The organism is Streptodolium elevatio (genome assembly GCF_053592165.1).
The window spans coordinates 232,345-257,538 of the sequence record NZ_JBSFVE010000003.1; the positions used below are offsets into that span (position 1 = coordinate 232,345).

23 protein-coding genes and 2 pseudogenes are annotated in these 25,194 nt (G+C 71.6%); 6 read left to right on the plus strand and 19 right to left on the minus strand.

The window, feature by feature from the left end; all coding sequences use genetic code 11:
* Positions 1-203 precede the first annotated feature (203 nt).
* From ACWD12_RS08610 to ACWD12_RS08620, 3 genes are all read right to left on the minus strand, one after another.
* Positions 204-1,922: an LAETG motif-containing sortase-dependent surface protein gene (locus ACWD12_RS08610; RefSeq protein ID WP_450098908.1), complete on the minus strand. Its 1,719-nt coding sequence runs from the start codon at positions 1,920-1,922 to the stop codon at positions 204-206.
* A gap of 200 nt (positions 1,923-2,122) precedes the next feature.
* Complete coding sequence (locus ACWD12_RS08615; RefSeq protein ID WP_450098909.1) at positions 2,123-2,740, minus strand: hypothetical protein; 618 nt, start codon at positions 2,738-2,740, stop codon at positions 2,123-2,125.
* A 232-nt stretch (positions 2,741-2,972) separates the two neighbouring features.
* Positions 2,973-3,392 carry an ATP-binding protein gene (locus ACWD12_RS08620; protein WP_450098910.1) on the minus strand — a complete coding sequence of 140 codons (420 nt, stop codon included), beginning with the start codon at positions 3,390-3,392 and terminating at the stop codon, positions 2,973-2,975.
* 122 nt (positions 3,393-3,514) lie between these two features.
* On the opposite strand from ACWD12_RS08620, the gene ACWD12_RS08625 reads away from it, so the two are divergent.
* Together ACWD12_RS08625 and ACWD12_RS08630 are read left to right on the plus strand one after the other, a co-directional pair.
* The gene (locus tag ACWD12_RS08625; protein WP_358350162.1) at positions 3,515-4,366 is read left to right on the plus strand and encodes a helix-turn-helix domain-containing protein; all 852 of its coding nucleotides are present in this window, start codon (positions 3,515-3,517) and stop codon (positions 4,364-4,366) included.
* Positions 4,363-4,560, plus strand: coding sequence for a DUF397 domain-containing protein (locus ACWD12_RS08630; protein ID WP_358350165.1), 198 nt, complete (start codon positions 4,363-4,365; stop codon positions 4,558-4,560). Before ACWD12_RS08625 ends, ACWD12_RS08630 begins: the two co-directional genes overlap by 4 nt.
* Here the strand turns inward: ACWD12_RS08630 and ACWD12_RS08635 are convergent.
* From ACWD12_RS08635 to ACWD12_RS08675, 9 genes and pseudogenes are all read right to left on the minus strand, one after another.
* Positions 4,536-5,321, minus strand: coding sequence for a type III pantothenate kinase (locus ACWD12_RS08635; protein WP_358350168.1), 786 nt, complete (start codon positions 5,319-5,321; stop codon positions 4,536-4,538). The two genes, ACWD12_RS08630 and ACWD12_RS08635, sit on opposite strands and share 25 nt — an antisense overlap.
* Before the next feature lie 142 nt (positions 5,322-5,463).
* Positions 5,464-6,345: a carboxylating nicotinate-nucleotide diphosphorylase gene (gene nadC / locus ACWD12_RS08640; protein WP_450098911.1), complete on the minus strand. Its 882-nt coding sequence runs from the start codon at positions 6,343-6,345 to the stop codon at positions 5,464-5,466.
* Complete coding sequence (locus ACWD12_RS08645; protein WP_450098912.1) at positions 6,342-7,970, minus strand: L-aspartate oxidase; 1,629 nt, start codon at positions 7,968-7,970, stop codon at positions 6,342-6,344. Before ACWD12_RS08645 ends, nadC begins: the two co-directional genes overlap by 4 nt.
* 215 nt (positions 7,971-8,185) lie before the next feature.
* Positions 8,186-8,581: pseudogene (gene panD, locus ACWD12_RS08650) on the minus strand (aspartate 1-decarboxylase); the annotation flags it as partial.
* Positions 8,578-9,510 (minus strand): pantoate--beta-alanine ligase, encoded by a 933-nt coding sequence (panC, locus tag ACWD12_RS08655; protein ID WP_358350177.1) that lies wholly within the window; start codon positions 9,508-9,510, stop codon positions 8,578-8,580. The pseudogene panD and the gene panC, both read right to left, overlap by 4 nt.
* Positions 9,510-10,448 carry a Rossmann-like and DUF2520 domain-containing protein gene (locus ACWD12_RS08660; protein ID WP_450098913.1) on the minus strand — a complete coding sequence of 313 codons (939 nt, stop codon included), beginning with the start codon at positions 10,446-10,448 and terminating at the stop codon, positions 9,510-9,512. The genes panC and ACWD12_RS08660 overlap by 1 nt, the downstream gene beginning before the upstream one ends.
* Before the next feature lie 60 nt (positions 10,449-10,508).
* On the minus strand, positions 10,509-11,042 hold the full coding sequence (locus ACWD12_RS08665) for a hypothetical protein (protein WP_450098914.1): 534 nt from the start codon (positions 11,040-11,042) through the stop codon (positions 10,509-10,511).
* Between the two features lie 220 nt (positions 11,043-11,262).
* Positions 11,263-12,489, minus strand: coding sequence for a cytochrome P450 (locus ACWD12_RS08670; protein ID WP_450098915.1), 1,227 nt, complete (start codon positions 12,487-12,489; stop codon positions 11,263-11,265).
* Positions 12,490-12,551: 62 nt separating this feature from the next.
* The gene (locus ACWD12_RS08675) at positions 12,552-13,016 is read right to left on the minus strand and encodes a 2,4'-dihydroxyacetophenone dioxygenase family protein (protein ID WP_358350187.1); all 465 of its coding nucleotides are present in this window, start codon (positions 13,014-13,016) and stop codon (positions 12,552-12,554) included.
* Between the two features lie 172 nt (positions 13,017-13,188).
* On the opposite strand from ACWD12_RS08675, the gene ACWD12_RS08680 reads away from it, so the two are divergent.
* Positions 13,189-14,043 (plus strand): SDR family NAD(P)-dependent oxidoreductase, encoded by an 855-nt coding sequence (locus ACWD12_RS08680; protein WP_358350190.1) that lies wholly within the window; start codon positions 13,189-13,191, stop codon positions 14,041-14,043.
* A gap of 48 nt (positions 14,044-14,091) precedes the next feature.
* On the opposite strand, the gene ACWD12_RS08685 is transcribed toward ACWD12_RS08680, so the two are convergent.
* From ACWD12_RS08685 to ACWD12_RS08695, 3 genes and pseudogenes are all read right to left on the minus strand, one after another.
* The gene (locus ACWD12_RS08685) at positions 14,092-14,787 is read right to left on the minus strand and encodes a response regulator (RefSeq protein WP_450098916.1); all 696 of its coding nucleotides are present in this window, start codon (positions 14,785-14,787) and stop codon (positions 14,092-14,094) included.
* Positions 14,784-16,103, minus strand: a complete 1,320-nt coding sequence (locus tag ACWD12_RS08690; protein WP_450098917.1) for a sensor histidine kinase — start codon at positions 16,101-16,103, stop codon at positions 14,784-14,786. The genes ACWD12_RS08685 and ACWD12_RS08690 overlap by 4 nt, the downstream gene beginning before the upstream one ends.
* A 350-nt stretch (positions 16,104-16,453) precedes the next feature.
* Positions 16,454-16,801: pseudogene (locus ACWD12_RS08695) on the minus strand (DUF7134 domain-containing protein); the annotation flags it as partial.
* Between the two features lie 78 nt (positions 16,802-16,879).
* On the opposite strand from ACWD12_RS08695, the gene ACWD12_RS08700 reads away from it, so the two are divergent.
* On the plus strand, positions 16,880-17,851 hold the full coding sequence (locus ACWD12_RS08700; RefSeq protein ID WP_450098918.1) for an SAM-dependent methyltransferase: 972 nt from the start codon (positions 16,880-16,882) through the stop codon (positions 17,849-17,851).
* 20 nt (positions 17,852-17,871) lie between these two features.
* Positions 17,872-18,774: a hypothetical protein gene (locus ACWD12_RS08705; protein WP_450098919.1), complete on the plus strand. Its 903-nt coding sequence runs from the start codon at positions 17,872-17,874 to the stop codon at positions 18,772-18,774.
* A 281-nt stretch (positions 18,775-19,055) separates the two neighbouring features.
* Here ACWD12_RS08705 and ACWD12_RS08710 read toward each other — a convergent pair whose 3' ends face one another.
* The 3 genes from ACWD12_RS08710 to ACWD12_RS08720 are packed head-to-tail and all read right to left on the minus strand — an operon-like array spanning position 19,056 to position 22,311.
* The gene (locus ACWD12_RS08710; RefSeq protein WP_358350204.1) at positions 19,056-20,294 is read right to left on the minus strand and encodes a CaiB/BaiF CoA transferase family protein; all 1,239 of its coding nucleotides are present in this window, start codon (positions 20,292-20,294) and stop codon (positions 19,056-19,058) included.
* A 36-nt stretch (positions 20,295-20,330) separates the two neighbouring features.
* Positions 20,331-21,809: a PH domain-containing protein gene (locus ACWD12_RS08715; protein WP_450098920.1), complete on the minus strand. Its 1,479-nt coding sequence runs from the start codon at positions 21,807-21,809 to the stop codon at positions 20,331-20,333.
* 13 nt (positions 21,810-21,822) lie between these two features.
* Positions 21,823-22,311 (minus strand): PH domain-containing protein, encoded by a 489-nt coding sequence (locus ACWD12_RS08720; RefSeq protein ID WP_450098921.1) that lies wholly within the window; start codon positions 22,309-22,311, stop codon positions 21,823-21,825.
* A gap of 82 nt (positions 22,312-22,393) precedes the next feature.
* Between ACWD12_RS08720 and ACWD12_RS08725 the strand changes: the two genes are divergently transcribed.
* A complete protein-coding gene (locus tag ACWD12_RS08725) occupies positions 22,394-23,545 on the plus strand; it encodes an NADH-quinone oxidoreductase subunit D (protein ID WP_358350213.1) in 1,152 nt (383 codons plus the stop codon).
* A 37-nt stretch (positions 23,546-23,582) separates the two neighbouring features.
* Here the strand turns inward: ACWD12_RS08725 and ACWD12_RS08730 are convergent, their stop codons facing one another.
* Positions 23,583-25,121: a hypothetical protein gene (locus tag ACWD12_RS08730; protein WP_450098922.1), complete on the minus strand. Its 1,539-nt coding sequence runs from the start codon at positions 25,119-25,121 to the stop codon at positions 23,583-23,585.
* Between the last annotated feature and the right edge of the window lie 73 nt (positions 25,122-25,194).

Genomic DNA, 25,194 nt, shown 5'->3' on the forward strand with positions numbered 1-25,194 from the left:
CGGCAATTGCACTGGAGACGACTGCGGCCAAGGCCGCCCCGCCAAGGCGTCCTCTTGCTCGCGCAGACTGCATGAAACCTCACTCTCAGGGAGTTGGGAGAGACCACGCCGTTGAGATCGCTCGTGCCGTCGCGGCCCCGCGGACCGGGCGGGCACGAGGGCCCGCCCGGTCCGGCGGCCTGTGCGGCGCCGAGCGGTTGCGATCACGCCGTGGCGGCGCCTGCGCCCTTGCGACGGCGGACGACCACGAACGCACCGGCCGCCACGGCCAGCAGACCGCCCGCGACACCCGCGATCAACGGCGTCGACGACGACCCACCCGTCTCCGCCAACTCCGGCCCCGCGTCATCAGGCTGCTGCGGCCCGGTGGCGGCACCGCCGGTGGTGCCGCCCGTTCCGCCCGCGGGAGGCTTCGTCGGGTTGACGACAAGTTCCGCACGGTTGTTGGCGGCGTTCTTGTCGAGCCTCGCGCTGGTGATCTGGATGGCGCCCTTCGCGTCGGGGACCACCTTGTCGATCCTCAGGTCGAAGGTGAACAGGCCCTTCGAGCCGACCGGGTACGCGAAGTAGTCGCCCTGCCACTTGCATACGTACGCAGGGCGCCCATTCGCCTCAAGGCCGGGGAAGCGCGGGGTCTTCTGGTCGAGGCCCAGGTCCTTGCCATCGGACAGGCGGCAGTCCTCGGGCACCTTGGTGACGGTGACGCCTTCCGGCACGACCACCTTCACCGAGTAGTCCGTCTCGCCGCCCGAGCGGTCCGTGAAGCGGCCGGGGCCGAGGTTCTCGATGCCGATGGACGCCCGCACGGTGGTGCCGACCGCGCCAGGCACGCCGGCGCCGACCGCGGCCAGATCGGTCGTGAGACTTGTGTGGATCGACAGACCGGCGAAGTTGTCGGCGGGGTCGATGTCCTTGGCGATCTTCGAGGACGCCGACGTCTTGCGCACAAGCCGCAGCTCCGGTCCGCCACCCGGGACGCCGTCGGTTGGCGAGCCGGAGGAGAATTCGGGCCAGTCCACCACGCCGCCGACCGTGTAGTTCGCGTATGCGCGCGTCGCCGCGGGCATGACCCGGAACTTCTCGGAGGCCGCCAGAGCGTATGTCTCCCCCGGCTCGACCGTGACGTCGGGGAAGAGGCAAGTCGCTTCGGAACCGTAGAAGTTCGCTTCGCCGTACCGGCAGTTGCTGTATCGGGTGACGAACTCGGCGCCGTCCATCCCGGACATGCGGAGGAAGACGCCCTTCACGCTCTCGTTGCCGGCGTTGGTCAGCGACACCGGCATGTCGACGATGTCCCCGGGCTCCGCCCGCACGATCTCCGGGAGCGGGCCGGGCACGAGGTCGTGTCCGCTGGAGACGGTGATCTCGGTGAAGCCGGCGTCGGCGCGGAACTTGCCGTTCGACTGCGCCACGCTCACGTAGTCCAACTGGCCCTTGGCGCCGGGCTTGGCGTTCTTCGCGCCGCGGAGCTCGACAGGCAGAGTGACAGTCGGGCGCCACGTGTCGGGCTGATGCACGGGCACCGTTCCGACGCTGCATGTGACGACAGTTCCGGCGGTCTTGCAGTAGTCGGGGAACGACGCGTCGGCCACCCCGGCAAGCTTCTTGATGTCCAGGGTCACCACGACGTCCTTGCCGTCGGCCGGGCCCTGGCTGTACATCGAGAGGTTCAGGGTTCGTGCCTTCGCGGCACCCGTGTCGGGGGCGCTGAGGACCGAGAACTGGTACGGCGCGGAGAAATCCACGAAGTTGTCGTACTCGTCGGCACTCGCGCCGACCGCAGCAGGACCGACAACCACGATGGTTGCCGCGGCCGCGCCGAGGAGACCGGCGCGCCGCCGCATGTGGAACAGGGACATCAAACCTCGCGTGCTCGGGACGAAGGCGAGTTCACCGACAAGTGCGGTGCGGTCAGGGGCCATGGCGCCCCACCACTAACGCCTCCCCCGCGGCGATCAAAGGCCTGTCGGCCGTGCGTGTGATCGCTGAGGGACGTGAGCTTATTGGTATGGACCTCAATGCCAACCAGCGATTCCGGCAACGATTCGGTTACGTCGATTGTCCGTCAGTGAACCGTCACATCGGGTCATGGCCGACGCGTCGACTTGATGCTGAATAGCCGTCAGAGTGCTTGGGTCCCAGTCGAGTTGGTCTTCGGTGATCCGTCCGGCCCGGCGCTCGTCGACGCGTCCGGCGATGCGTCTGACGGCGGATCGGCGCAACCGGTGGCCGAGTCGTCGGCCACGAACGTGAGCTGTACGGGGACCAGCAGGTCGAGCGGCGCGGGGGACTCCTGGCGTTCGCGGGCCTTTTCGGCGAGGCGGCGGTCCAGGGCTCGTTCGGCGAGCTGGGTGCAGTGCGTGAGGAGGCGTTCGCGGCGGTCCTGCTCGCGGGCGCCGCAGGGTTGGTCCGCAAGGCCGCGTAGCGCGGCGAGGTCGTCGGCGGTAGGGGTGTAGCGGTATCCGGCGACGGCGTGTTCGAGGCTGCTCAGGTACGTCGTCCCGCTCCCCGGCAGTGCCGCCCGCTGGTGCGCCAGCTCCGCCAGATGGAACGCGCGCAACCGGTGGCGCTCGGCGTCCGCCTCGCCGATGGCCCGGTCCAGCAGCCAGTAGTCCACCGGCTCCGGATCCCCGGGCCGCCGCGGACATTCCGACTTCATCGCCAGCAGCAGCGCCCTCCGCAGCACGCCGACCTCGGACATGGCAAAGGCCAGCCCGTGGTCCCCATGCGGCATCGGCATATCCGAACGATACGTCGACGGCCCGGCCCGGAAGCGGAACCGCCGCCGTCGCCCGGCATCTGTACCCGACCGGATCAAGGCCCCGAGTGCGCGCCTCGCACGTACCGAACGTGGTGCCGGTGGCCGACGGCAAGCGGAGGGAGTTCGGGTAGACGCCACGCGCTTGGCATGGAGGGCGCCTGGGACGGGCGGTTCCAGGCGCGTGGCGGCCGGACCTGCGGTTCCTCGGGCTTCAGACGGTGAGGCCGAGTCGGGACCAGACGCGCTTGCCGTCGGGGAACGCGTGCGTGCCGCAAGCCTGCGAGACGGCGGCGACGATTGCCAACCCGCGGCCGTCCTCGGCGAGCGGCGGGAGCGCGCGGGGAGCGGGCACCTTCGGGTGTTCGTCGGCGACCGCGATGACGACGGCCGGACGCTCCTTGTCGTGGTGCACCGTCACTTCGGTACGCGAACCGGGCACGTGCCGTACCGAGTTGCCGAACAGCTCGGAGCAGACCAGGCGGCCGGTCTCGGTGACCTCGGAGTCACCGTGGAGTCCGAGGACGGCCGCGACGAAGTCCCGGACAGGCTTGGCGAGTTCCGGGACCGCGGCACAGATGACGGTGACGACGTGAGTGCCGTCCGGCGGTGCCTCCGGAGCGGTTTCGGACATCGGACCTCCTTGCGTGGTGTGATTGCCCCTTCACGATGAGTATGTGGTTCGCTGTATTCATTCTGCAAGCGACTCTCAACAGTCGGTGACATCAGAGCTCTTCATTGCGGGAGGATGCGGCCATGCCACCCAAGAGCACCGTTTCCCTGCGTCGCCGACGCCTCGGCACCGAGTTGCGGAAGCTTCGCGACGCCAAGGGACTTCGGCTCGAAGACGTGGCCGAGCACGTCGGCTGGAACAAGGCGAAGCTGAGTCGCATCGAGCTCGCGCGCGTCGGCCTGCGGCGCCATGACCTGCACTCGCTGCTCGACCTGTACGAGGCCGACGCGGCGACACGGGCGGCGCTCGACGCCTTGGTGCTGGACGGAACCGAGCGTCGCTGGTGGATGCGCTACGCCGACCTGATCAGCGTCGCCTACCAGGAGTTCATCGCCTACGAGGCGGAGGCGTCGCACATCCAGGACGTCAACTTCAGCATCATCCCGGGCCTGCTCCAGTCACCGGACTACGCGCGAGCCGTGATCACCGCCGGGCCGTTCATCACCGACCCTGACGACGTCGACGGGCTCGTCCTGGTGCGCGGACGCCGTCAGGCCGTTCTGACCGACGAGGCTCCGGTCCGGCTGACGGCCGTGGTGCCCGAGGCCGCGTTGCACCAACATGTCGGTGGCGCCGCGGTGCTGCGCGGGCAGCTCGCTCACCTGCTGGAGCGGGCCGAACTGCCCAATGTCTCACTCTCGGTGCTGCCGTTCGCGGCCACCGGAGGCGCGTACGTCGGCGGTGTCACCCTGTTCCACTTCGCGCAGACCGGCGATCCGAGCATGGTCTTCCTCGAATACCAAGGCGGCACCACTCTGCTCGACACCGATCGCGAGATCAGTCGATATCAGCGCTTGTTCGATCACGTCTTGCGGCAGACATTGTCTGAGGACGACTCGTTCCGACTGATCGAGCAAAGGCGGAAGACCCTGTGAAGCATTGGCAGCCGAACTGGCGTAAGTCGAGCTACTCCGCGCAGAACACGCAGTGCGTCGAGGTCGCACCGGCCCCACCCGGTGAGGTGTTGGTCCGGGACGGCAAGGTGCCCGGTGGTGGGTGCCTTGCCTTCTCGGCGGGGGCGTGGGAGCGCGCCGTGGGGCTTGTTCAGGCTCCGGCGTTGCGTTCGTAGACCATTCGCAGGCCGATCAACGTCAGCCACGGCTCGTGGATGTCGATGACCGACGCCTCGCCGAGGACCAGGGTGGCCAGGCCTCCGGTGGCCACGACGGTGACCGACTCCGGGTCGTCGGACAGCTCCGCGGCCATGCGCTTGACGACGCCGTCGACCTGGCCGGCGAAGCCGTACAGGATGCCGGCCTGCATCGCCTCGACGGTGCTCTTGCCGACGACGCTGCGCGGGCGCATCAGCTCGATCTTGCGCAGCTGGGCGCCCCGGGCGCCGAGCGCGTCGACGGAGATCTCGATGCCGGGGGCGATCGCGCCGCCGATGTACTCGCCCTTGGCGCTGACCGCGTCGAAGGTCGTCGCGGTGCCGAAGTCGACGACGATGCACGGGCCGCCGTACAGCTTGATCGCGGCCAGCGCGTTGATGATGCGGTCGGTGCCGACCTCTTTGGGGTTGTCCATGAGGACGGGGACCCCGGTCTTGACGCCCGGCTCGACGACCACGGCCGGGATGTCGCCGTAGTACCGACGGAACATGTCCCGCATCTCGTGCAGCACCGAGGGCACGGTCGAGCAGACGGCGATGCCGTCGACGCCGCCCGCGCCGATGAGCGGATGCTGTCCGAGCAGGCCTTGCAGCACGACCGCCAACTCGTCGGCGGTACGCCGCGCGTCGGTGGAGATGCGCCAGTGCTCGACGATTTCGTCGCCGTCGAACAGGCCGAGCACGGTGTGCGTGTTGCCTACGTCGATCGTCAGGAGCATCGTCGCGTGTCCTTGGCTGTGGCGGTGGTCGCGGTCGGGGCGAGGGAGCGGGGCGGGAGCGAGGGGTCGGACGGGACCGGTGGGGACTGCCGGGACCCGGGGGGCGGAACTGTGCAGAGTACCTCGCGGAGGAGCGGGCAAGTCAGTCGCGGAGGTCCACGCCGATGTCGAGGATCGGCGCGGAGTGGGTGAGCGCGCCGACCGCGAGGTAGTCGACGCCGGTCGCGGCCACCTCGCGGGCGGTGTCCAGGGTCAGGCCGCCGCTGGATTCCAGGCGCGCGCGGCCGGCGACCAGGGCCACCGCCTCGCGCAGCTGGTGCGGCGTCATGTTGTCCAGCAGGATCAGGTCCGCCCCGGCGTCGAGCACCGGCGGGATCTGGTCCAGGTGGTCGACCTCGACCTCGACGGGGACATCCGGGAAGGCCTCGCGTACGGCCCGGAAGGCCTCCGCCACGCCGCCCGCCGCCACCACGTGGTTGTCCTTGACCATCGCGGCGTCGGACAGCGACATGCGGTGGTTCACGCCCCCGCCGCAGCGCACCGCGTACTTCTCCAGCGCCCGAAGGCCGGGGGTGGTCTTGCGGGTGTCGCGGATCGCCGCGCCGGTGCCCGCGACGGTGTCGACCCACTCGCGCGTCAGGGTCGCGATGCCGGAGAGGCGGCACAGCAGGTTGAGCGCGGAGCGTTCGGCGGTCAGCAGGTCGCGGGTCGCGCCGGTGGCGGTGAAGAGCACCTGGCCGCGGGCGACGCGGTCGCCGTCGGCGGCAAAGCGCTCGATGGTGACGTCCGGGCCGCAGACGGCCTCGACGACGGCCTCGGCGACCGGGATCCCGGCGACGACGCCGACGGTACGCGCGGTGAAGTCGGCATGCCCGCGCGCGTCCGCCGACACGGTCGCGACCGAGGTGACGTCGACGCCGCCGTCCAGGTCCTCGGCGACGGTCGCGCGCACCAGCGCCTCGACCGCGGCCGGGTCCAGACCGGCCTTGGCCAGGCGGGACGTGAGGTCCGGGGTGAGGGTCACGGCTTCTCCTTCGGCTCGTACGTCAGGTCGAGGCGGCCGCCGGTCATCGTGGCCACGACGTGCCCCAGCCAGTCCTTGTCGTCGGCGTCCGGGAAGTCCTCGCGCCAGTGGCAGCCGCGCGTCTCCTCGCGGTCGTACGCCGCCGCGGCCAGCGCGCTCGCGACCGTGTGCAGATTGGTCGCCTCCCACGCCTCCGTGCACGGGTCGGACCCGGTGCGGGCGGCGAGTTCGTCCAGCACGCGCTTCGTCTCCCGCAGGCTGTCGCGGCTGCGCAGCACCCCGGCGCCCGCGGTCATCGCGCGCTGCAGCGGCAGGCGTACGCCCGGGTCCAACAGCGCCGCCTCGCCCACCGGTTCGGCGGGCTCGCGGCGCGGCGGCAGGTCGCGGGCCAGGTCCGCGGCGATCCGCTCGGCGAAGACCAGGCCCTCCAGGAGGGAGTTGGAGGCCAGGCGGTTCGCGCCGTGCACGCCGGTGCAGGCGACCTCGCCGCAGGCGTACAGGCCGGGCACGGACGTACGCCCGTCCAGGTCGGTACGCACGCCGCCGCTCGCGTAGTGCGCCGCCGGCGCGACCGGGATGGGCTGGTGCGCCGGTTCGATCCCGTGCGCCCGGCAGGCCGCCAGGATCGTCGGGAAGCGCTCGGCCCACATGCGCTCGCCGAAGTGCCGTGCGTCCAGGTACATGTGCTCGGTGCCCGTCTCGGCCATCCGGCGCATGATGCCCTTCGCGACGATGTCACGCGGGGCCAGCTCGCCGAGCGGGTGACGACCCGTCATGAACCGTGTGCCGTCGGCGTCGACGAGGTGCGCGCCCTCGCCGCGCACCGCCTCGGAGACGAGTGGCTTCTGCCCTTCCGCCCCCGAGCCGACCCACAGCACCGTCGGATGGAACTGCACGAACTCCAGGTCGGTCACCTCGGCGCCGGCCCGCATCGCGAGCGCGACGCCGTCGCCGGTGGAGACGTGGGGATTGGTGGTGGACGAGAAGATCTGGCCCATGCCGCCGGCGGCCAGGACGACCGCGCGCCCGTGCACGGCGCCCACGCCGTCCCGCGCCCCCTCGCCCATGACGTGCAGTGTGACACCGCACGCGCGGCCCTCGTCGTCCAGCAACAGGTCGAGCACGAGGGCGTGTTCGATGACCTCGATGCCCGCGTCCTGCACCGCGTGCACCAGCGCGCGCGATATCTCCGCACCGGTGGCGTCGCCGCCCGCGTGCGCGATCCGGTTGCGCAGGTGCCCGCCTTCACGTGTCAGCAGGATCCGGCCCTCGGCGTCGCGGTCGAACTCCGCGCCGACCGACATGAGTCGGCGTACCGCGTCGGGCCCCTCGGTCACCAGGGCCCGCACGGCCTCCTCGTCGCACAGCCCGACCCCCGCGACGAGGGTGTCCTGCATGTGCTGCTCGGGGGTGTCGCCGTCGCCGAGCGCGGCCGCGATGCCGCCCTGCGCCCAGCGGGTCGAACCCTCGTCGAGGACCGCCTTGGTCACCACGAGCACGCTGCCCACGGCGCGGGCGCGCAGCGCGGCGGTCAGGCCCGCGACACCGGAGCCGACGACGATGACGTCGGCGTACGTGGTCCAGCCGGGGGCCTGCGCGGCGAGGCGGGTCGGGTAGGTGGTCACCGGGTCGCCGCTTCTGAGACCCCAGCGGTCGTAGACGACTTCCCGCCCGGGGACGAACCCCCGGAGGACACAGCAGCCTTCGCGGCTTTCTTCGCGGCCTTCTCGGCAGCCTTCTTGGCAGCCTTCTCGGCAGCCTTGTCGGCCACCTTCGCGGCCTTCGCAGTCACCGCGGCCTCGGCGTCAGCCCCGCCGTCGCGCTGCGCCGGTACGTCGCCCCGCACCAACTCGCTCCCGGACGGGACTTCGGCCGGGTCGTGGCCCGTCCCGGTGATCCGGTTCGCGCCGTCGACGAAGACCACGCGCGGCTTCATGTCGCGCGCTTCCTCGTCGGTGACCTGCGCGTACGCGATGATGATCACCAGGTCGCCGGTGTGCACGAGCCGCGCCGCCGCCCCGTTGATGCCGATGATCCCGGTGCCGCGCGGGCCCGCGATCGTGTACGTCTCCAACCGGGCGCCGTTGTCGATGTCGACGATGTGGACCAGTTCGCCGGGCAGCAGGTCGGCGGCGTCGAGCAGGTCTTCGTCGATGGTGACCGAACCGACGTAGTGCAGGTCCGCCTGGGTCACGGTGGCCCGGTGGATCTTGGACTTGAACATCGTGCGCATCATGACCGTGCTCCTGCGATGACCAGGGGGACATTGTCGATCAGGCGGGTCGTGCCGACCCGTGCGGCGACGGCGAGGACGGCCGGGCCGGAGTGGTGCTCGGGCACCTCGGTGAACGTGGCGGGGTCCACGAGCGCGAGGTAGTCGAGTTCGAGGGGCGGGGACGCGGTCGCGGCCTTCCCGAGGACGGCTGACGCGGCGTCATGGACCGCCTGGGGGCCGCGACTTGCCGTCGCCTCCGCCTCCCCGGCCCGCAGGGCGCGGCTGAGCGCGAGGGCGGTGACGCGATCGGCGTCCGAGAGGTAGCGGTTGCGGCTGGACAGCGCGAGGCCGTCGGGCTCGCGGACGGTCGGGACGCCGACGATCTCGTGGTCGAAGTTGAGGTCGGCGACCATGCGGCGGATCAGGGCGAGTTGCTGCGCGTCCTTCTCGCCGAAGAACGCGGCGATGTGGGGATGGCCCACCATCGGCGCCGTGAGGTGCAGCAGCTTGGCGACCACGGTCAGCATGCCGTCGAAGTGGCCGGGCCGGGACGCCCCTTCGAGGACCGTGCCCATGGGCCCGGCGGTGACGCGCACCTGCGGATCGCCGCCCGGGTAGACGTCCTGGACCGTCGGCGCGAACACGATGCTCGCGCCCGCGTCACGGCACACGTCGACGTCGGCGTCGAGCGTGCGCGGGTAGCGGTCGAGGTCTTCGTTCGCGCCGAACTGGAGCGGGTTGACGAAGACGGTCACGACGACCTGTCCGTGCTTCCCCACCCGTTCGCGGGCCGCCCGCACGAGCGCGGCGTGCCCGTCGTGGAGCGCGCCCATCGTCATGACGACCGCCCACGGACGCGGCGGCATGACCAGGTTCTCGCGGAACTCCTGGAACTCCGCGAGGCTCCGCGCGACCGGGATGTCGCGGCCCCGCCTGCTCAGGAACCCCATCACGCGCCCCCTTCCGCCAGCACGTCCAACAGCGCCTCGGCGGCCTCCGGCTTGAGCAGCCCGGCGGTCAGCGCGCGGTCGGCGGTGAGGCGGGCCATCGCGATGTACGCGGCAAGCGCCTCGGGGGCGACGCGGCGCAGTTCGGCGACGTGCGCCGCGACCGTCCCGGCGTCGCCGCGCGCGACCGGGCCGGTCAGCGCGAGGTCGCCGGACCGCAGCGCGTTGTCGAGCGCCGCGCCGAGCAGCGGGCCGAGCATGCGGTCAGGGGCGCGTACGCCCGCCGCCGCGAGCAGGTCGCGCGACTGGGCGACGAGGGTGACCAGGTGGTTCGCGCCGTTGGCGAGGGCGACGTGGTAGAGCGGGCGGGCGGATTCGTCGATCCACTCGGGCTCGCCGCCCATCTCGACGACCAGCGCCTCGGCGACCGGCCGCAGCACCTCGGGGGCGGTCACCCCGAACGAGCAGCCGACCAACCGCTGCACGTCCACGGACGTACCGGTGAAGGTCATGACCGGGTGCAGCGCAAGGGGCAACGCCCCGGCGCGCGCCGCCTCTTCGAGGATGGAGACGCCGAAGCGCCCGGACGTGTGCACGAGCAGTTGGCCGGGCTTGAGCGCACCGGTGGACGCCAGTCCGGACACCAGGTCCTGGAGTGCGTCGTCGGGGACGGTGAGCAGGACGAGGTCGGCGCGCGCGATCACGTCCTGCGGTGTGGTGAGCGGTACGCCCGGCAGCAGGTCCTCGACGCGTCGGCGGGACGCGTCCGAGACGCCGGAGGCGGCGACGACGTGGTGGCCCGCGAGGGCGAGGGCGGCGGCAAGGGGTGCGCCGACGCGTCCCGCGCCGACGACACCGACCGCCAGGCGGGCGGGTCGGTCCGCGGGGTCCGTGGGGCGGGGTCGCCGTTGAGGTACGGCGAGGGGGTCGTTGTCGTTCACGATGGCCTTCCGTTCCAGTCCGCGGTGGGTACCGGACGAGTACTGGCCTGATCAGCGTACTCAGGTGGGGGGCGGGCCGAATCGCGGGTGGCCTCCTGGCCGGGGGACGTGGAGGGGCGCATACACCGGCACAGCGGGGTGCCCCGGCCCCGCGGCGTACGGGAGTACGTCGCCCGCGGCGGGCTCCGCGCCGGCCGCCGGGCGGCGCAGCAGGCTGGGGCCGCGCATTCCGACGGCGCCGAGGCCGGTGAGGACCAGGCCCGTGAGCAGCAGCGTCGCGGTGACTATGCGGGCGGCGAGGGCCGCGCGGGGGCCGTTCTCGGTGCGCAGCGTGTAGGTGGAGGCGCCGCGGCCGGCGGGTTCGGCACGCAGGCCGTCGGCGGCGGGGGCCGCACCGGAAGAGGTGCCGGGAGCACTGTCGGATGCGGTGTCGGCGGTGCCGTACGCCGCGGCGCGCACTTGTGCGGAATGACGCGGGCCGTCGGGGGTACTCCTGTTCGAGTCCCCACCGAACACCCCCGTGGCGGTGACGATGCCCACCGCGGATATCGCGAGCGCGGACCTGAGGGCCACGCGAGCCATGAGCTTGCGCATGTGAACCTCCGACCCCCAGGGGAACATACCGCCTGATATCGCGCATATCGGCTCATTTCACAGTTCCCAGCAGGAGAAAACGAAACCCCCGGACCGCACGGGGCGGTCCGGGGGTTCGGCGTGGAGGTCGGCTCGGCAACCGGTACACCGGGGAAGTCGGCCGGGCGAGCGGGGTTGCGCGCTCCCGCGGACGGGAGGGCGCAGCGGTCCGCCGGGCGGCTCAGGCGCGGTGCAGGCGTACCGGCAGTTCCGCCAGGGCGTTGTTGAGGTTCGAGCGGACGCGGCGGGGTTCGCCGGTCAGTTCGATGCGCGGGAACGTGGCGAGCAACTCCTCGAAGAACACCCGGCCCTCCAAACGGGCGATGTGCACGCCCAGGCAGAAGTGCTCGGCGAAGCCGAACGACAGATGCGGGTTCGGGCGGCGGAAGATGTCGAAGCTCTGCGCGTCCTCGAACACCTCCTCGTCGCGGTTCGCCGACGTGTAGTACATGGCGACCTTGTCGCCCGCCTTGATCCGCACGCCGCGCAGTTCGACGTCCTGGGTCGCGGTGCGGCGGAAGTAGTGCAGCGGGTTCGCCCAGCGCAGGATCTCCTCGACCGCGCCGGGCACCAGCGACGGGTCCTCGCGCAGGGCCGTGAACTGGTCCGGATGGGTGAGCAGCGCGTGCAGGCCGGCCGCCAGCATGGTCTTGGTGGTGTCGTTGCCGGCCGTCACCAGCTGCACGAAGAACATGCCGAAGTCGAGGTCCGACATCCGCTTCCCGGCGAACTCCGACTCCAGGATCAGCGTCGTCAGGTCCTCGGGCGGCTCCTCGGCGCTGTCCAACTCCGACCGACGCTTCATGGCGAAGCCGATGGCGTACTTCGCCATCTCGATCGACGCCGCGCCCGGGCCGTAGCCGTCCTCCTCGGTGCCGCCGACCTCGGGGTCCTGGCCCGTGGTGTTCCGCTCGGCCAGCCGGTGGATGTAGTCCCAGTCCTCCTGCGGCAGGCCCATCAGCTCGCCGATGACCTGCGTCGGGAGGCTGGAGGTGACGTCGTGCACGAACTCGACGTCGCCGTCGAGCCGGGCGAATATCTCGCGGCAGATCTCCCGGATACGGGCCTCCATACCGCCGACGACCTTCGCGGTGAAGGACTTCACCAGCGGCTTGCGGTACTGCCGGTGGCGCGGCGGGTCCATGGCCAGCAGGCTGCCGCGCAGCGCCGCCAGGCGCGCCTCGTCCAGGTCCTCCAGGACGATGCCGCCGCGCTCGGCCGAGAACAGCTCGGAGTGCTGGGAGACGTACTCGACGTCGGTGTGCTTGAGCACCGCCCAGTAGCCCGGCTCGCCGGGCATGTCCTGCCAGAACACCGGCTGGGTACGGCGGAGTTCGGTGAACAGCTCGTGCGGCGGGCCGGCGATGTACAGGTCGGGCGTGTAGATGTCCGGGACGGTCGTGGTCATCGCAGGGGGACCCCTTTGGTGGCGGCTGGGAGGCAGCGTCGGCGGCTGTCGGGTGTCGGCGGTTACGCGACGAGGACGTTCGGACGGCCGAAGCCCTGAGCCTCGCACAGCGCGTAGTAGGCGCGGAGCGTTCCCGGGCCGTCCGTGACCGACTCGATCGTGGTCCCGTCGGCGGCCAGGTTGAGGTTGGCGCCGTACATCTGGAACCACACCCGGGTGTCCGCCTCGAGGCAGGTGAGGGTGTGCACCGAGCCCGCGGGCTCGTAGAGGAAGGACCCGGCGCGGTTGACGTAGTCGTACTCGGCGTACTTCCACGCCCCGGCGGTCGTGTAGGCGTAGACCGGGCCGGTGTGCCGGTGAATCGGGGCCTGGAAGCCCGCCTGGAAGACGTTCTCGACGATCCACAGGCCTTCCTGCGGCTTGACGCAGAGGACCTTCAGCTTGTTGCCGCCGCCGATCTCGACGAAGGGCAGGTCGTCCGCTCCGATGTGGATCGACAGGTCGGGGCCGTCGGCAAGGGTGGTCATGGTGCCTCCTGATGCTGCGTCATTTCTGTAACGGTGTAACAGCATGCCTCAGGGGGCCATCGGTTTCGAGGTCCGGTTTGGAGTACTGATCCGGAGGGGGAGGATGGGTCGGTACGCGCGCGGCGGACGCCGCCGGGGGCATCGGGCGCGCGTATCGGGAGGGGTACGGCACATGGGGCAGGGTCAGGGCGGCACGCGCGGCCTGTTGGACGGCAAGGTCGCGGTGGTCACGGGCGGTGCCAACGGCATCGGCCGGGCGTGCTGCGAGCGCTTCGCCGAGGAGGGCGCGGACGTCGTCGTCGCGGACATCCTCGACGAGCAGGGGATAGACACCATCGCCGCGGTCGAGAAGAAGGGCCGCCGCGCCGCGTACATGCACGCGGACGCGAGCAGCCCGACCGACAACGAGACCGTCATGCAGCACGCCGTCGACGTCTTCGGCGGCATCGACATCCTGGTGACCGCCGCCGGGATCTCGACCGCGGACTACCGCAGCGACAAACCGGAGATCGTCGCCCGCAAGGCCGCCAAGCACGCCCGCGAGCAGCCCGACCCGATGCGCCGCTTCACCGAACTGCGGCTCGCGGAGTGGCAGAAGGTCCTGGACGTCAACCTGACCGGCACGCTGCTGGCCGTGCAGGCGGCGTCACGCGTCATGCTCGACCTCAAGAAGCGCGGTTCGATCATCACCATCGCGTCGATCGCGGCCAAGCACCCGGAGGCCGGCGCGCCCGCGTACTCGGTGTCCAAGGCCGGGGTCTGGATGCTCACCAAGTACGCCGCCCGCGTGCTGGGCCCGGCCGGGATCCGGGTGAACGCGATCGGCCCCGGCTTCATCGAGACCAACATGACGGCGGTGGTACGCGGACTCCCGGACCTGGAGGAACGCCTCCTGGCCAACGTCCCGCTCGGACGCATGGGCACCGCCCGCGAGGTCGCGGACGCGGCGCTGTTCCTGGCCAGCCAGCAGTCGTCGTACTTCACCGGCGAGATGCTGCACCCGGACGGCGGCTTCTACACCGACTGATCCGAGGACGCGCCCGGCGCCGCGCGGACCGGCCGGACCGGCGGGCCGTCAGGCGCCGCGGGCGCGGACGAGGCCCGTCTCGTACGCGAGGACCACCGCCTGCACGCGGTCGCGCAGCCCCAGTTTCATCAGGATGCGCCCGACGTGCGTCTTGACCGTCGCCTCGGACAGGAACAGCCGCTCGGCGATCTCCGCGTTCGACAAACCCTGCGCGACCAGCAGCAGAACCTCGTGCTCGCGCTCGGTCAGCAGCTCGACGGCCTCCGGCTTGGCGTCCGTCTCGCTCGGCAGTATCGGTGCGAAGCGGTCGAGCAGGCGCCGCGTGGTGCTGGGCGCGACCACCGCGTCGCCGGACGCCACCGCGCGGATGCCGGACAGCAGTTCGGTGGGCGGGACGTCCTTGAGCAGGAAGCCGCTGGCCCCCGCCTTGATCGCGGCGAAGGCGTACTCGTCGAGGTCGAACGTCGTCAGCATCAGCACCTTGGGGCGCTCGCGGCCCGACGGGACCTTGATGGCGTCGGGGCCGTCGTCGCAGATGCGGCGGCATGCCTCGACACCGTCCATGCGCGGCATGCGCACGTCCATCAGCACGATGTCCACCGCGGTCGACCGGAGCTTGTCGATCGCCTCGGCCCCGTTCCCGGCCTCGGCGACCACCTCCATGTCGGGCTGCGCCTGGAGCACCATCGTGAATCCGGTACGCAGCAGTTCCTGGTCGTCGACCAGCATCACCCGGATGGTCATGCGGCTCCTTGTGCGGTGGGTGCGGTGGGGGCGGGCGGTACAGGGGGTACAGCGGGTGTGGTCCGCGCCGCGAAGGCGGCGGCGTGGTCTCGGGTGGGCCGGCCGGCCGGGGCACGGCCGCTCGCGGACGGCACCGTGGTCGGCCCGGCGTCGGCGACGTACGGCAGCACGGCCCGCACCCGCCAGCCGCCCTCGGGTGCGGGGCCGGTCTCGATCCGGCCGCCCAGCATCGCGACGCGTTCGCGCATGCCGACGAGGCCGTGGCCCATACCGTCGCCGGGCGCGTCCGCGCCGCGGCCGTCGTCGGTGATCGTCATCTCCAGGACATCTTCGCCGTAGCCGAGCAGCACCGATGCGTTGGCCGTCGGCCCGGCGTGTTTGCGGGTGTTGGTCAGCGCCTCCTGCACGATGCGGTACGACGCGAGCGCCACACCCTTCGGCAGTTCCACCGGCACGCCGACGATGCGCAGGTCGACGGGCAGCCCCGCGTCGCGCACCCGGTCGACGAGGTCGCCGAGCTGCTCGACGCCGGGCTGCGGCGCGTACGGCCCCCGGTCGGCGTCGGAGCGCAGCACGCCGAGCAGGCGGCGCATCTCGGCGAGTGCCTCGCGGCCCGTGGTCGAGATGGTGCCGAGGGCGTCGCGGGCGCGGTCCGGGGCGGAGTCGATGGCATACGCGGCACCGTCCGCCTGCACGACCATCACCGACACATTGTGCGCCACCACGTCGTGCAGTTCCCGCGCAATGCGGGCCCGTTCGGCGGCGGCGGCCACTTCCGCGTGGGCGTCGCGCTCGCGCTCCAGGCGGGCCGCGCGGTCCTCCAGCTCGGCGTAGTACGCGCGGCGCGTGCGCATCGAGTCGCCCAGCACCCACGCGATCACGAGCATGAACGACACGAACGCGAAGAAGAAGAACCGCTCGCGGTAGCCGCCCGGCTCCTCAGGCTCGATGCGCAGTGCCAGCAGCGCCGGGCCGACGAAGGAGAGCACAAGGCCGAGCCGCGACATCCACCGCGGCCCGGACTTCGCGGCGTAGTGCAGCACGACGATGATCGCGGCGTCCGCGACGAGCGGGAGCATGCCGGCCGCGATCTGCATCAGCCCGCCGGCGATCGCGCCGAAGGCGGCGACGGTCAGGTGCTTGCGGCGGACGGCCATCGACGCGCACAGGATGAAGGTGATGAACCCGTTGGCCATCGCCTCCTCGCGGGCGTTCTCGCCCAGCACCGCGATGGACCCGAGCATGAGCAGCACGAAGGCACCCGACGCGTCCACGGCGAACGGGTGCCTTCGCAACCACTCATACAGAGTCTGCATACGTTCGACACTAGGCACCCGGGTGCGGCGCGGCGTCCGCCTGCATGGGGAATGGCCTGTACGACGTAGGTATCAGGGCTGGGCGGTCCGGGTGGACGGCGACGACCCGGCGTCTCGTCCGCGGCGACGAGGTGACGGACCGCGAAGTCAGGGGCGGACTCGGGGGCGTGGTCGGGGTCGCGGTCGGGGACAGGGACGAGGACGGGGTCGTGGGCGGTCAGACCGGGGCGACCGGGCCGTCCGCCGGGACGTTCAGCGGGAGCACGGCGGTGACGCGGTACCCGCCGCAGGAACACCGTGTGCATCAAGGTGGTGTTCGGCAGGTCCCACCAGCGGGCCGCGGCGGCGAGCGGCGCGGCGACGCAGGCGGCCAGTGCGGTGCGGGCGGCCCAGCGCGGCGCGTACGCCGCGGACGGGTAGACGATGACCGGCATCGCGAAGTCCATGGTCGCGGGCGGCACGTCGCCGATCAGCTGCGCGAGCCCCGCCACGACGGTGGCGGCCAGTGCGCCGACCGGGAAGCGCCGGCGCAGCGCGACCGCACCGCACAGCAGGGCCAGCGCGAAGTACATGGTGCCGGAGTCGCCGGCCAGCGTGTCGGTCAGGATCTCCAGCAGGCTCAGGTCCAGCAGGAGCAGCGCCCACGCGATGTCGACGTACAGGGGACGCGCCCGAAGCCAGGCATAGACGTATTGCACATATCAACCCTAAGAGTTTGATCTCGGGCCGCCCGGTCCAGCTACGCCGGATGCCCCGGGGCGGTAGCGTCGTCGGCGATGAACACCTGGTCCACCTGGCGGGACGCCACGCACCGGGCCCTGTACGGGACCGGGGGCTTCTATCTGCGTCCCGAGGGTCCCGCGGGGCATTTCCGCACCTCGGTCCACGCCTCGCCGCTGTTCGCCGGCGCGCTGGCCCGGCTGGCCCGCGAGGCCGGCCTGACCACGGTCGTGGACGTCGGCGCGGGCCGCGGCGAGCTGTTGATCGCCTTGCGCCGCATCGATCCGGCGCTGACGCTGCACGGTGTCGACGTGGCCGGGCGGCCGGAGGCGCTGCCGCCGTCGATCGGCTGGTCGCCGGAGGTGCCGGGCGACGTGTCCGCACTGCTGGTGGCCAACGAGTGGCTGGACAACGTGCCCGTGGACGTCGTCGAAGTGGACGGGCACGGCGTGCCGCGCATCGTCGAGGTCGAGTCGGGCACCGGGCGCGAACGCCTCGGAGCGGAGGCCGGCGGTACGGATGCCGCGTGGCTCGACCGGTGGTGGCCGCTCAAGGGGGCGGAGCCCGGCCTGCGGGCGGAGGTGGGCGTACCGCGCGACGAGGCGTGGGCGGCGGCCGTCGGGGCGTTGTCGTCCGGGCTCGCGGTGGCGATCGACTACGGGCACGAGCGCGCGTCGCGGCCGCCGTTCGGCACGCTCGCGGGTTACCGGCAGGGGCGCGCGGTGCCTCCGATTCCGGACGGCACCTGCGACGTCACCTCGCACGTCGCCGTCGACGCGATCGCGGCGGCGGGCGAGGCCGCGGGGGCGACCGGGACCAGGCTGTCGAGCCAGCGGGCCGCGCTGCATGCGCTCGGCGTGAGCGGGAAGCGTCCACCGTACGAGCAGGCGCGCGCCGATCCGCGCGGCTATCTGGCGGCGTTGCGCGATGCGGGCGAAGCGGGCGAAATCACCGCGCTCGACGGCCTAGGCAGTTTTCGGTGGGTAGTGCAGGGTGTGAATTCGGGGGTCCCTCCCATCCTCGAGTGACTTCGTGAAGGCGGTGGCGAATGTCGAGATTCGGCGACTTCGCCCGCGCGGCCTTCACCAAGGTCACCGGCAGGGGCCGACAGGCGGCGAACGCCTCCGGACCGACGGCGGCGCCCGCGGGGCCAGGCCTCACGAATTCGGCCGACCTCGAATACCTCATGTCTATGCTGGCCGCCCGCATGAAAGCGCAGCAGGCCGACTACGAACGCCTGGCGGGCGCCCAGGCATCGCGAATCCAAGGACGGGACTACAACGTCCCCGACTACCAGGTCCCGCACTACCAGGTCCCGGACTACCGGGAGCACCGCGGCGGCGAGTCGGTCGCCGCCCACGCTGCCGGCCTCAAGGCCGAGATCCAGCGGGAAACCGCGCAACTTCGTGCGGAGATCCAGCGGGAAACCGCGCACATGCGGGCCGAGATCCAAGGCAACGCCGCACCGGGCGCCCGACCGACCGGCACTCGGCCGGGTGCCGCACCGACGCCTCCCCCGGCCCCCGCCCCGGCTCCGGCCCCGACGCCCGCCCCCACCCCGGCGGCCGCCCCGGCCGCGGAACCGCCAGCGGCGGCACCGACACCCGAACCCGAACCGGAACTGATCGAGCACGCGACGGCAGAACCCCCGTCGGCGGTGGCCGAGACACGGTCCCGGGACGACTGGCAGCCCGAGGCGGAGTTCAGCTCAGCCGCCCCGGAAGTCAACTCGGCTTCCGCGGGCATGGATTTCGAGCCGGCCATGTCGCCGGGCGCGGGCATGGATTCGGCGGCCAAGATCGCGGCGGCGGGGATGACCTCCATGGCCTTCGACTCCTCGCGCGATGTCGCCCCCGAGGAGGTCAACAGCGTCGAGGTGGTGTCCGAAATGGACATGGGCATAGGCGTGGACGCCGGGGCGGCCTTGGAGCAGCGCCTCGACAAGAGCTAAGCGACCGCGGGAACTGGGGCACACTTCCGCGCGGCCCAGCACGCACTCTCGCGGCGTTGCGGGACCTTGCGAGTACGAGCTTCGGTCCCGCGCCTTGCGGTAGCACGCACTGGACAACCCGGAAGCGCACTTGAGTTCCCCGAGACCGCTTGGCCATATCCGGGGGTGGCTCCGGTCGGCGCCGGCAAGCGTGTGGGCGGGGCAAGTTGCCTTGCCCCGCCCACGTCGGTCCGCTTGCGGCCCGCGGCCTGTTCCCTCTGACCGCGGGCCTGCTCTCGGGTTCAGCTCTTGCCGAGGACGCCCGCCTCGCGCAGTTCGGCGATCTTCGCGTCGTCGTAGCCGAGCAGGTCCTTCAGGACCTCGCCGCTGTGCTGGCCGATGGTCGGCGCCTTGAACGGCCGCGGCAGTTCCTCGCCGACGAAGTGGATCGGGCTGGAGAGCTGGTCGGAGCCCAGCTCCTCCTTCGGGAACCACGTGAAGCGGTGCTGGAACTGCGGGTCGTCCGCGATGGTCTTCGGGTCGTTGACCGGGGCGATGGGGGTGTTCGCCTCGTTGCCGAAGGCCAGCCATTCGAGCGAGGTGCGCGTCTCGAAGATCTTGGTGAGCTCCTCGCGGAGTTCGAGGTTGCCCACCGCGTGGTCCGCGTACGTCGAGCCCGGCCACTTCTCGAACAGGTCGGGGCGGCCCACGGCCTCGCAGAAGTTCTTCCACAGCGACTGCTCGGACGCCATGAACAGGATGTAGCCGTCCGAGGACTTGTACATCTGGTAGCGCACGCCCTCGGTCATGCCCGCGGTGCCCGGCGCGCGGCGGACGTAGTTGTCCGTCTTGTTGCCGGTGACCTCGGACTCGGGACGCTCGTACGCCTTGTACGTCTCGCTGCGCAGCCAGTCCATCGCCGCCGCCGCGTCGGACTGCGCGATGTCTATCTGCCCGCCGACGCCGGTGGCGCGGGCGCGGATGATCGCGGCCAGCACACCCAGCGCACCGAACAGCGGGCCCGCGTGGATGCCGATCGACGCGTGCTCCGGCGTGTACGGGTGGCCCTCGTCGGTGAACGCCGGCTTCACGACGCCCGCCCACGTGTCGTACGCCACACCGTGCGACGGCATGTCGCGGTAGGGACCGGTCGCGCCGTAGCCGGAGATGGTGCAGAAGACGATCTTCGGGTTGATCTCCTTCAGGTCGTCGAACCCGATACCGCGCTTGGCCAGACCACCCGGCCGCATGGCCTCGATGACCGCGTCCGCGTCCTTGACCAGTTCCTTGAACGTGGCCACGGCCTCGGGCTTGCGCAGGTCCAGGACCAGCGACTTCTTGCCCCGGTTGATGTGGAGGTGCATCAGCGAGACGCCCTCGACGATCGGCCACGTCATGTCGCGGATGTAGTCGCCGTTCGGCGGCTCGATCTTGATGACCTCGGCACCGAGGTCGACCAGGGCCGAGGTGATCGCGGCGGGGCCGAGCATCGAACATTCGATGATGCGGACACCGGCCAGCGGCGCTGGCACCTGACTCATCGTGACCTCCAGGGGAATATGACGATGCGTCAGATATTAGCGATCGATCCTTTCAGGGGAACCCCCAGAGTGCGCCGACCACCTGTGAGGCCCCTCTCCTCGACGTCCGATACGAGACCTTTCAGCCTGTTCGTCCACCAGTTGCGACGCCTCGTCGGCGTCCCGGAGCTGGGCGGTGACACGTACCGGACCCGGCGTCGAGTCCAAGTGCACGGTCGCCAGACCGAGCAGGCGCTCGATCGGCCCCTGGGTGCGGCGTACGCTCTGCACCTTCGCGTGCGGGATGACATCCGTCTCCCGCTGGAAGACCCCGCGCCGCACCACGAACACCCGGTCGTCGGCGCCGCAGAACATCCGGCGGCGACGTACCGGGCTGTGCCAGCGGGCCCGCTTCGGCACCGGGGTCAGCGGCACCGACCCGACGTCGACCCCGGGCAGGATGCGTCCGAGCACGCCGAGCGCCACCTCGCGCGGGGCGACCGGCAGCAGCGTCGACTCGTGGTGGTCGGTGCCGTCCTCCTGCGCCCCGTAGCCGGCGACGTTGACCTCGACCCGCACCCAGCCCTTCCAGCGCCACAGCAGCGGCTGCACGATCCGGACGGCCTGTACGCGGCCCGGCGGCACGGTCTGGTGGCGGTGCTCGATCAGACCGTGGGCCAGCCGCAGGCCGTCCGGCGACTCGGACAGCGTGAAGTCGAAATAGCGCAGCACGCGCCCCGCGGTGAACTGCCAGGCCGCGATGAACAACGGGATGAAGCCGAGCAGCAGCGCCTCGTTGCCCATCACGACGCCCGCGACCACCAGGCCGACCGTCGGGACCAGGAAGGCCCACGCGGCGAACGACAGCAGCACGGACCCGATCAGCACCGGCATCGGCACGACCACGAGCGGGTGCTCCGGCGCCTCCCCCGCGTCCGGGCGCACTCCGGCCGCGCGGGCGAGCAGTTCGGCGCGGAGCAGGGAAGCGTCCGACTCGCGGACGTACGCCAGCGACCCTTCGGCCGAATCGCCGCCCGCGACCTGGAGCTTCAGCTCCGCGAGGCCCAGCAGGCGGGCGATGAACGGGCGTACGACGTCGACCGCCTGAAGGCGCCCCAGATGCACGTGCCTGGTCCGCCGGAACAACACGCCGGAATCAATCCGCAGGTCGTCGTCCTCGATGCGGTAGACGGTGAACGCCCAGCTGAGCAGCCCCCACAGCAGCGCCCCGAGGAACACCGAACCGGCCACCATCACGCCGAGCCGGGTCTCCTGGGTGCGGGCGGCGTGCTGGCCGAAGATCGCGATGACCACCGCCATCGCCTTCCACCCCTTCGCCACCGGGGTCAGGGGGTGCAGGCGGCGCGGTTGCGCGCTGTCGGAGCCGTGGGCGCCGTGGGGGCTCTGGGTGTCGTGAGTGCCGTGAGCGTCGTGGGTGCTGTCCGCGCTGTCCGGACGGTCCCGACGGTCCGACGGGACGGCGGGCGACGGCGGGCCCGGCCGCGCCGTACCGCGCTCGGGGTGGTCTATGGTCATGGCGCGTCCCGCCTCACAACCCTGCCGAGCGGGCCTCGCCGCGTTCGGCGAGGCGGTCCCGCAGGCGGGCCGCCTCCTCCGGCGGCAGGCCCCGGATGACCGCGTCCGTGCCGGCCGACGCGGTGTGCAGCTTGATGGTGGCGATGCCGAAGCGCCGCTCGACCGGCCCGGCCGTGACGTCGACGAACTGCATGCGGCCGTAAGGCACCACGGTCAGCCGGCGGAACTGCACGCCGTGCGCGATCAGCAGGTCGTCGGCGCGTTCCGCGTACCGCCACGAGCGCTGGTTGCGGCGCAGCGCGATCACCCCCCACACCAGCCCCACCAGCACCGCGGCGACGATCAGCGCGCCCAGCCAGGCCGCCACGAACAGCGCCGCGAGCACAGCGCCGGCAACCGCGATCGGCACCATGGCGCCCACCAGGAGGAACCGCCGCACACGGAACAACTGCTCGGAGACGGGATGCCACGGCTGCTCGGGAGGTGCCAGGGCGTGATCCATGCCTTTCAGCGTATGCGGCCCCGTTCCGAACAGTGGGCACACAATCCGGGCAGGCGCCCGGAAGCCTGGCAAAATCTGCCGCATGACAGAAGCCACCCTGGGCGTCGGGATCGGCGCGGACCAGCTCGACACCACCGACATGGTGCTCAACATCGGTCCGCAGCACCCCTCGACGCACGGGGTCCTGCGGCTGCGCCTGGTCCTCGACGGCGAGATGATCCTCAGCGCCGAACCGATCGTCGGCTACATGCACCGCGGCGCGGAGAAGCTGTTCGAGGTACGCGACTACCGGCAGATCCTGGTCCTCGCGAACCGCCACGACTGGCTCTCGGCCTTCTCGAACGAGCTGGGCGTCGTGCTCGCCGTCGAGCGCATGCTCGGCATGGAGGTGCCGGAACGCGCGGTCTGGGCGCGCACGCTGCTCGCGGAGCTGAACCGCGTGCTGAACCACATGATGTTCCTCGGCTCCTACCCGCTCGAACTCGGCGCCATCACACCAATCTTCCACGCGTTCCGGGACCGCGAGGAGATCCAGACGGTGATGGAGGAGATCTCCGGCGGGCGCATGCACTTCATGTTCAACCGGGTCGGCGGGCTGAAGGAGGATCTGCCCGCGGGATGGCTCGGGCGCGCCCGCCACGCGGTGGCCGAAGTGCGTTCGCGCGTACCGGTGTTGCGGGACCTCGTGCACGGCAACGAGATCTTCCGGGCGCGGACCGAAGGCGTGGGGGTGCTGTCCCCGGAGATGGTGCGGGCGTACGGCGTGAGCGGGCCGATCGCGCGGGCCTCGGGGGTGGACTTCGACCTGCGGCGCGACGAGCCGTACCTGGCGTACGCCGAACTCGCCGACGTCCTCAAGGTGGTGACCCGCACGGAAGGCGACTGCCTCGCGCGGTTCTCGTGCCTGCTGGACCAGGCGGACAACTCCCTCGACCTCGCGGACGCGTGCCTCGACCGTCTTGAGGCGCTGCCGGCCGGGCCCATCAATCTGCGGCTGCCGAAGGTACTCAAGGCACCGGAGGGGCACACGTACGCGTGGACGGAGAACCCGCTCGGGCTCAACGGCTACTACCTCGTGTCGCGCGGCGAGAAGACGCCGTGGCGCATGAAGCTGCGCTCGGCGTCCTACAACAACGTGCAGGTGCTTTCGGAGATGCTGCCGGGCTGCCTGGTCGCGGACATGGTGGCGGTGCTGGGCTCGATGTTCTTCGTGGTCGGCGACATCGACAAGTGAGCGGCGCACCGCCGCGGCGGACCGTGGGTCAGGCGGGTCAGGCGCGGCGGCGCTCGTCGACGATCCTGGGGAGCTGCTCGGTGTCGTCGTGCGCGGTCAGGTCGACCGGGATGGGGCGGCCGGTGCGCGGCTCGTGCGTCACCAGCGCTCGCGGCCCCGCCTCGACGACCCGGGGCCCGGCGTCGCGCGGGGCGCGCGTGGCGGGTCGCGTGGCGGCCGCCGGCGCCGAACTTTGGGCGGATTCCGGGGACTTGGCGGCAGCGCCGGACTGGGCGGGCGTGGAAGCGCTGGCGTCCGTCGGCGCGGCGGCCGTCCCGGCGGATGTGGTCGTGTCGGGTCCGCCGGCCTCGGCCCCGGTCAGCTGACGTCCGAAGAAGTCGAACGAACTCGTGTTCTCGGGACGGGACATGCGCTGGTTCGTGGCGCGCACCGTGTCCGCGACGTCGCGCAGCACGCGGGCGACGGCGTCGTCGGCGGGCAGCGCGGCCACGGCCGGTTCGAGGGATCCGACGCCGAGGTCGAGCACGGGCGCTTCCGGTACGGCCGACTGCGGTACGGCGACCTCGGCGGGCGGACGCCGGATCGGGAGCCGGGCGGCGGGGAGTTCGGGACGCGGAGCGATCGGATCCGCCGGAGCGGCCGGTTCGGCGGACCGGAGCCCGTACATCGCGGCGGCGTACGCGGGCACCAGACCCTCGACGGTGATGGGGCGGTGCCGGACGTTGGGGATCTCGGGCGGAGCCGGCGCGGCTTCGACGGGCTCGGCGACGTCCGGTGCGGCAGGTGCGACCGGTTCGCTCGGTTCGGTCCGCTCGGCCGGTTCGGTGGGAGCCGCGGCCTGCGCCGGAATCGGGGCCGGGGTCGGCGTCGAGGCAGGCACCGGGGTCGGAGCAGGCGTCGCGGTCGGGGTCGAAGTCGGGGCCTGCGCCGACGTGCCAGCCGGGGTCGCGGCCCGCTCGCCGCTGCCGCGCTCCAGGTTCCGCAGGGACGCCGCACCGCGTACGAGGAGATCCCGGGTCAGGCGTACCGGAGGACGCGACGGGAGGTCCCAGACCAGGGCGTCCAGCTCGGCGGCGTGCTTCTCGGCGGCGGCGGCGCGGGCCTCGGACTCGGCAGCGCGGCCTTCCGCCCGCTTGGCCCGGCCCTCCGCCTCGTCGGTGCGGGCTTCGAGTGCCTTGGCGCGGGCCTCCAGCTTGGCGACCCGCTCGCGCAGCCGGGTCTCGCCCTCGCGCAGTCGCGTCTCGCGTTCGCGGACTGTGGCCAGTTCCCGTTCCCGGCCGGCGAGCCGGGTCATGGTGTCGGCGTGCGCCTCGCGGGCCTCGCCGAGCTGCTCGTCGAGACGCTCGCGCTCGCGGCGGCGGGCGGCCAGATCCTTGCCGTACCCGATCCGGCTCTGGCGCAGCAGCGCGACGACAACCGCCGCGGACACCACCGCGCATATGACCGCGACGCGAAGCACCCCCGCCCCGCTGCCTGTTGCCGCGAGAATGACCGCTATCAGCGCAGGGGCAAGTGCCGCGGCCAGCACGGATATGCGCATGAGGGCGGAGGACTGGCGGTGACGTCCACGAGGCATAGATGTGACCCTAACGCGGACGCCTACACGAACGCATGGCGCCACACCGGATTCTGATGATGTATCGACAAAT

Bases quoted from the DNA above. Each gene is read 5' to 3' on its own strand.
- ACWD12_RS08610 (WP_450098908.1), bottom strand. From the start codon at position 1,922: ATGGCCCCTGACCGCACCGCACTTGTCGGTGAACTCGCCTTCGTCCCG.
- ACWD12_RS08615 (WP_450098909.1), bottom strand. From the start codon at position 2,740: ATGCCGATGCCGCATGGGGACCACGGGCTGGCCTTTGCCATGTCCGAG.
- ACWD12_RS08620 (WP_450098910.1), bottom strand. From the start codon at position 3,392: ATGTCCGAAACCGCTCCGGAGGCACCGCCGGACGGCACTCACGTCGTC.
- ACWD12_RS08625 (WP_358350162.1), top strand. From the start codon at position 3,515: ATGCCACCCAAGAGCACCGTTTCCCTGCGTCGCCGACGCCTCGGCACC.
- ACWD12_RS08635 (WP_358350168.1), bottom strand. From the start codon at position 5,321: ATGCTCCTGACGATCGACGTAGGCAACACGCACACCGTGCTCGGCCTG.
- panC (WP_358350177.1), bottom strand. From the start codon at position 9,510: ATGGGGTTCCTGAGCAGGCGGGGCCGCGACATCCCGGTCGCGCGGAGC.
- ACWD12_RS08665 (WP_450098914.1), bottom strand. From the start codon at position 11,042: ATGCGCAAGCTCATGGCTCGCGTGGCCCTCAGGTCCGCGCTCGCGATA.
- ACWD12_RS08670 (WP_450098915.1), bottom strand. From the start codon at position 12,489: ATGACCACGACCGTCCCGGACATCTACACGCCCGACCTGTACATCGCC.
- ACWD12_RS08675 (WP_358350187.1), bottom strand. From the start codon at position 13,016: ATGACCACCCTTGCCGACGGCCCCGACCTGTCGATCCACATCGGAGCG.
- ACWD12_RS08680 (WP_358350190.1), top strand. From the start codon at position 13,189: ATGGGGCAGGGTCAGGGCGGCACGCGCGGCCTGTTGGACGGCAAGGTC.
- ACWD12_RS08685 (WP_450098916.1), bottom strand. From the start codon at position 14,787: ATGACCATCCGGGTGATGCTGGTCGACGACCAGGAACTGCTGCGTACC.
- ACWD12_RS08690 (WP_450098917.1), bottom strand. From the start codon at position 16,103: ATGCAGACTCTGTATGAGTGGTTGCGAAGGCACCCGTTCGCCGTGGAC.
- ACWD12_RS08700 (WP_450098918.1), top strand. From the start codon at position 16,880: ATGAACACCTGGTCCACCTGGCGGGACGCCACGCACCGGGCCCTGTAC.
- ACWD12_RS08705 (WP_450098919.1), top strand. From the start codon at position 17,872: ATGTCGAGATTCGGCGACTTCGCCCGCGCGGCCTTCACCAAGGTCACC.
- ACWD12_RS08710 (WP_358350204.1), bottom strand. From the start codon at position 20,294: ATGAGTCAGGTGCCAGCGCCGCTGGCCGGTGTCCGCATCATCGAATGT.
- ACWD12_RS08715 (WP_450098920.1), bottom strand. From the start codon at position 21,809: ATGACCATAGACCACCCCGAGCGCGGTACGGCGCGGCCGGGCCCGCCG.
- ACWD12_RS08720 (WP_450098921.1), bottom strand. From the start codon at position 22,311: ATGGATCACGCCCTGGCACCTCCCGAGCAGCCGTGGCATCCCGTCTCC.
- ACWD12_RS08725 (WP_358350213.1), top strand. From the start codon at position 22,394: ATGACAGAAGCCACCCTGGGCGTCGGGATCGGCGCGGACCAGCTCGAC.
- ACWD12_RS08730 (WP_450098922.1), bottom strand. From the start codon at position 25,121: ATGCCTCGTGGACGTCACCGCCAGTCCTCCGCCCTCATGCGCATATCC.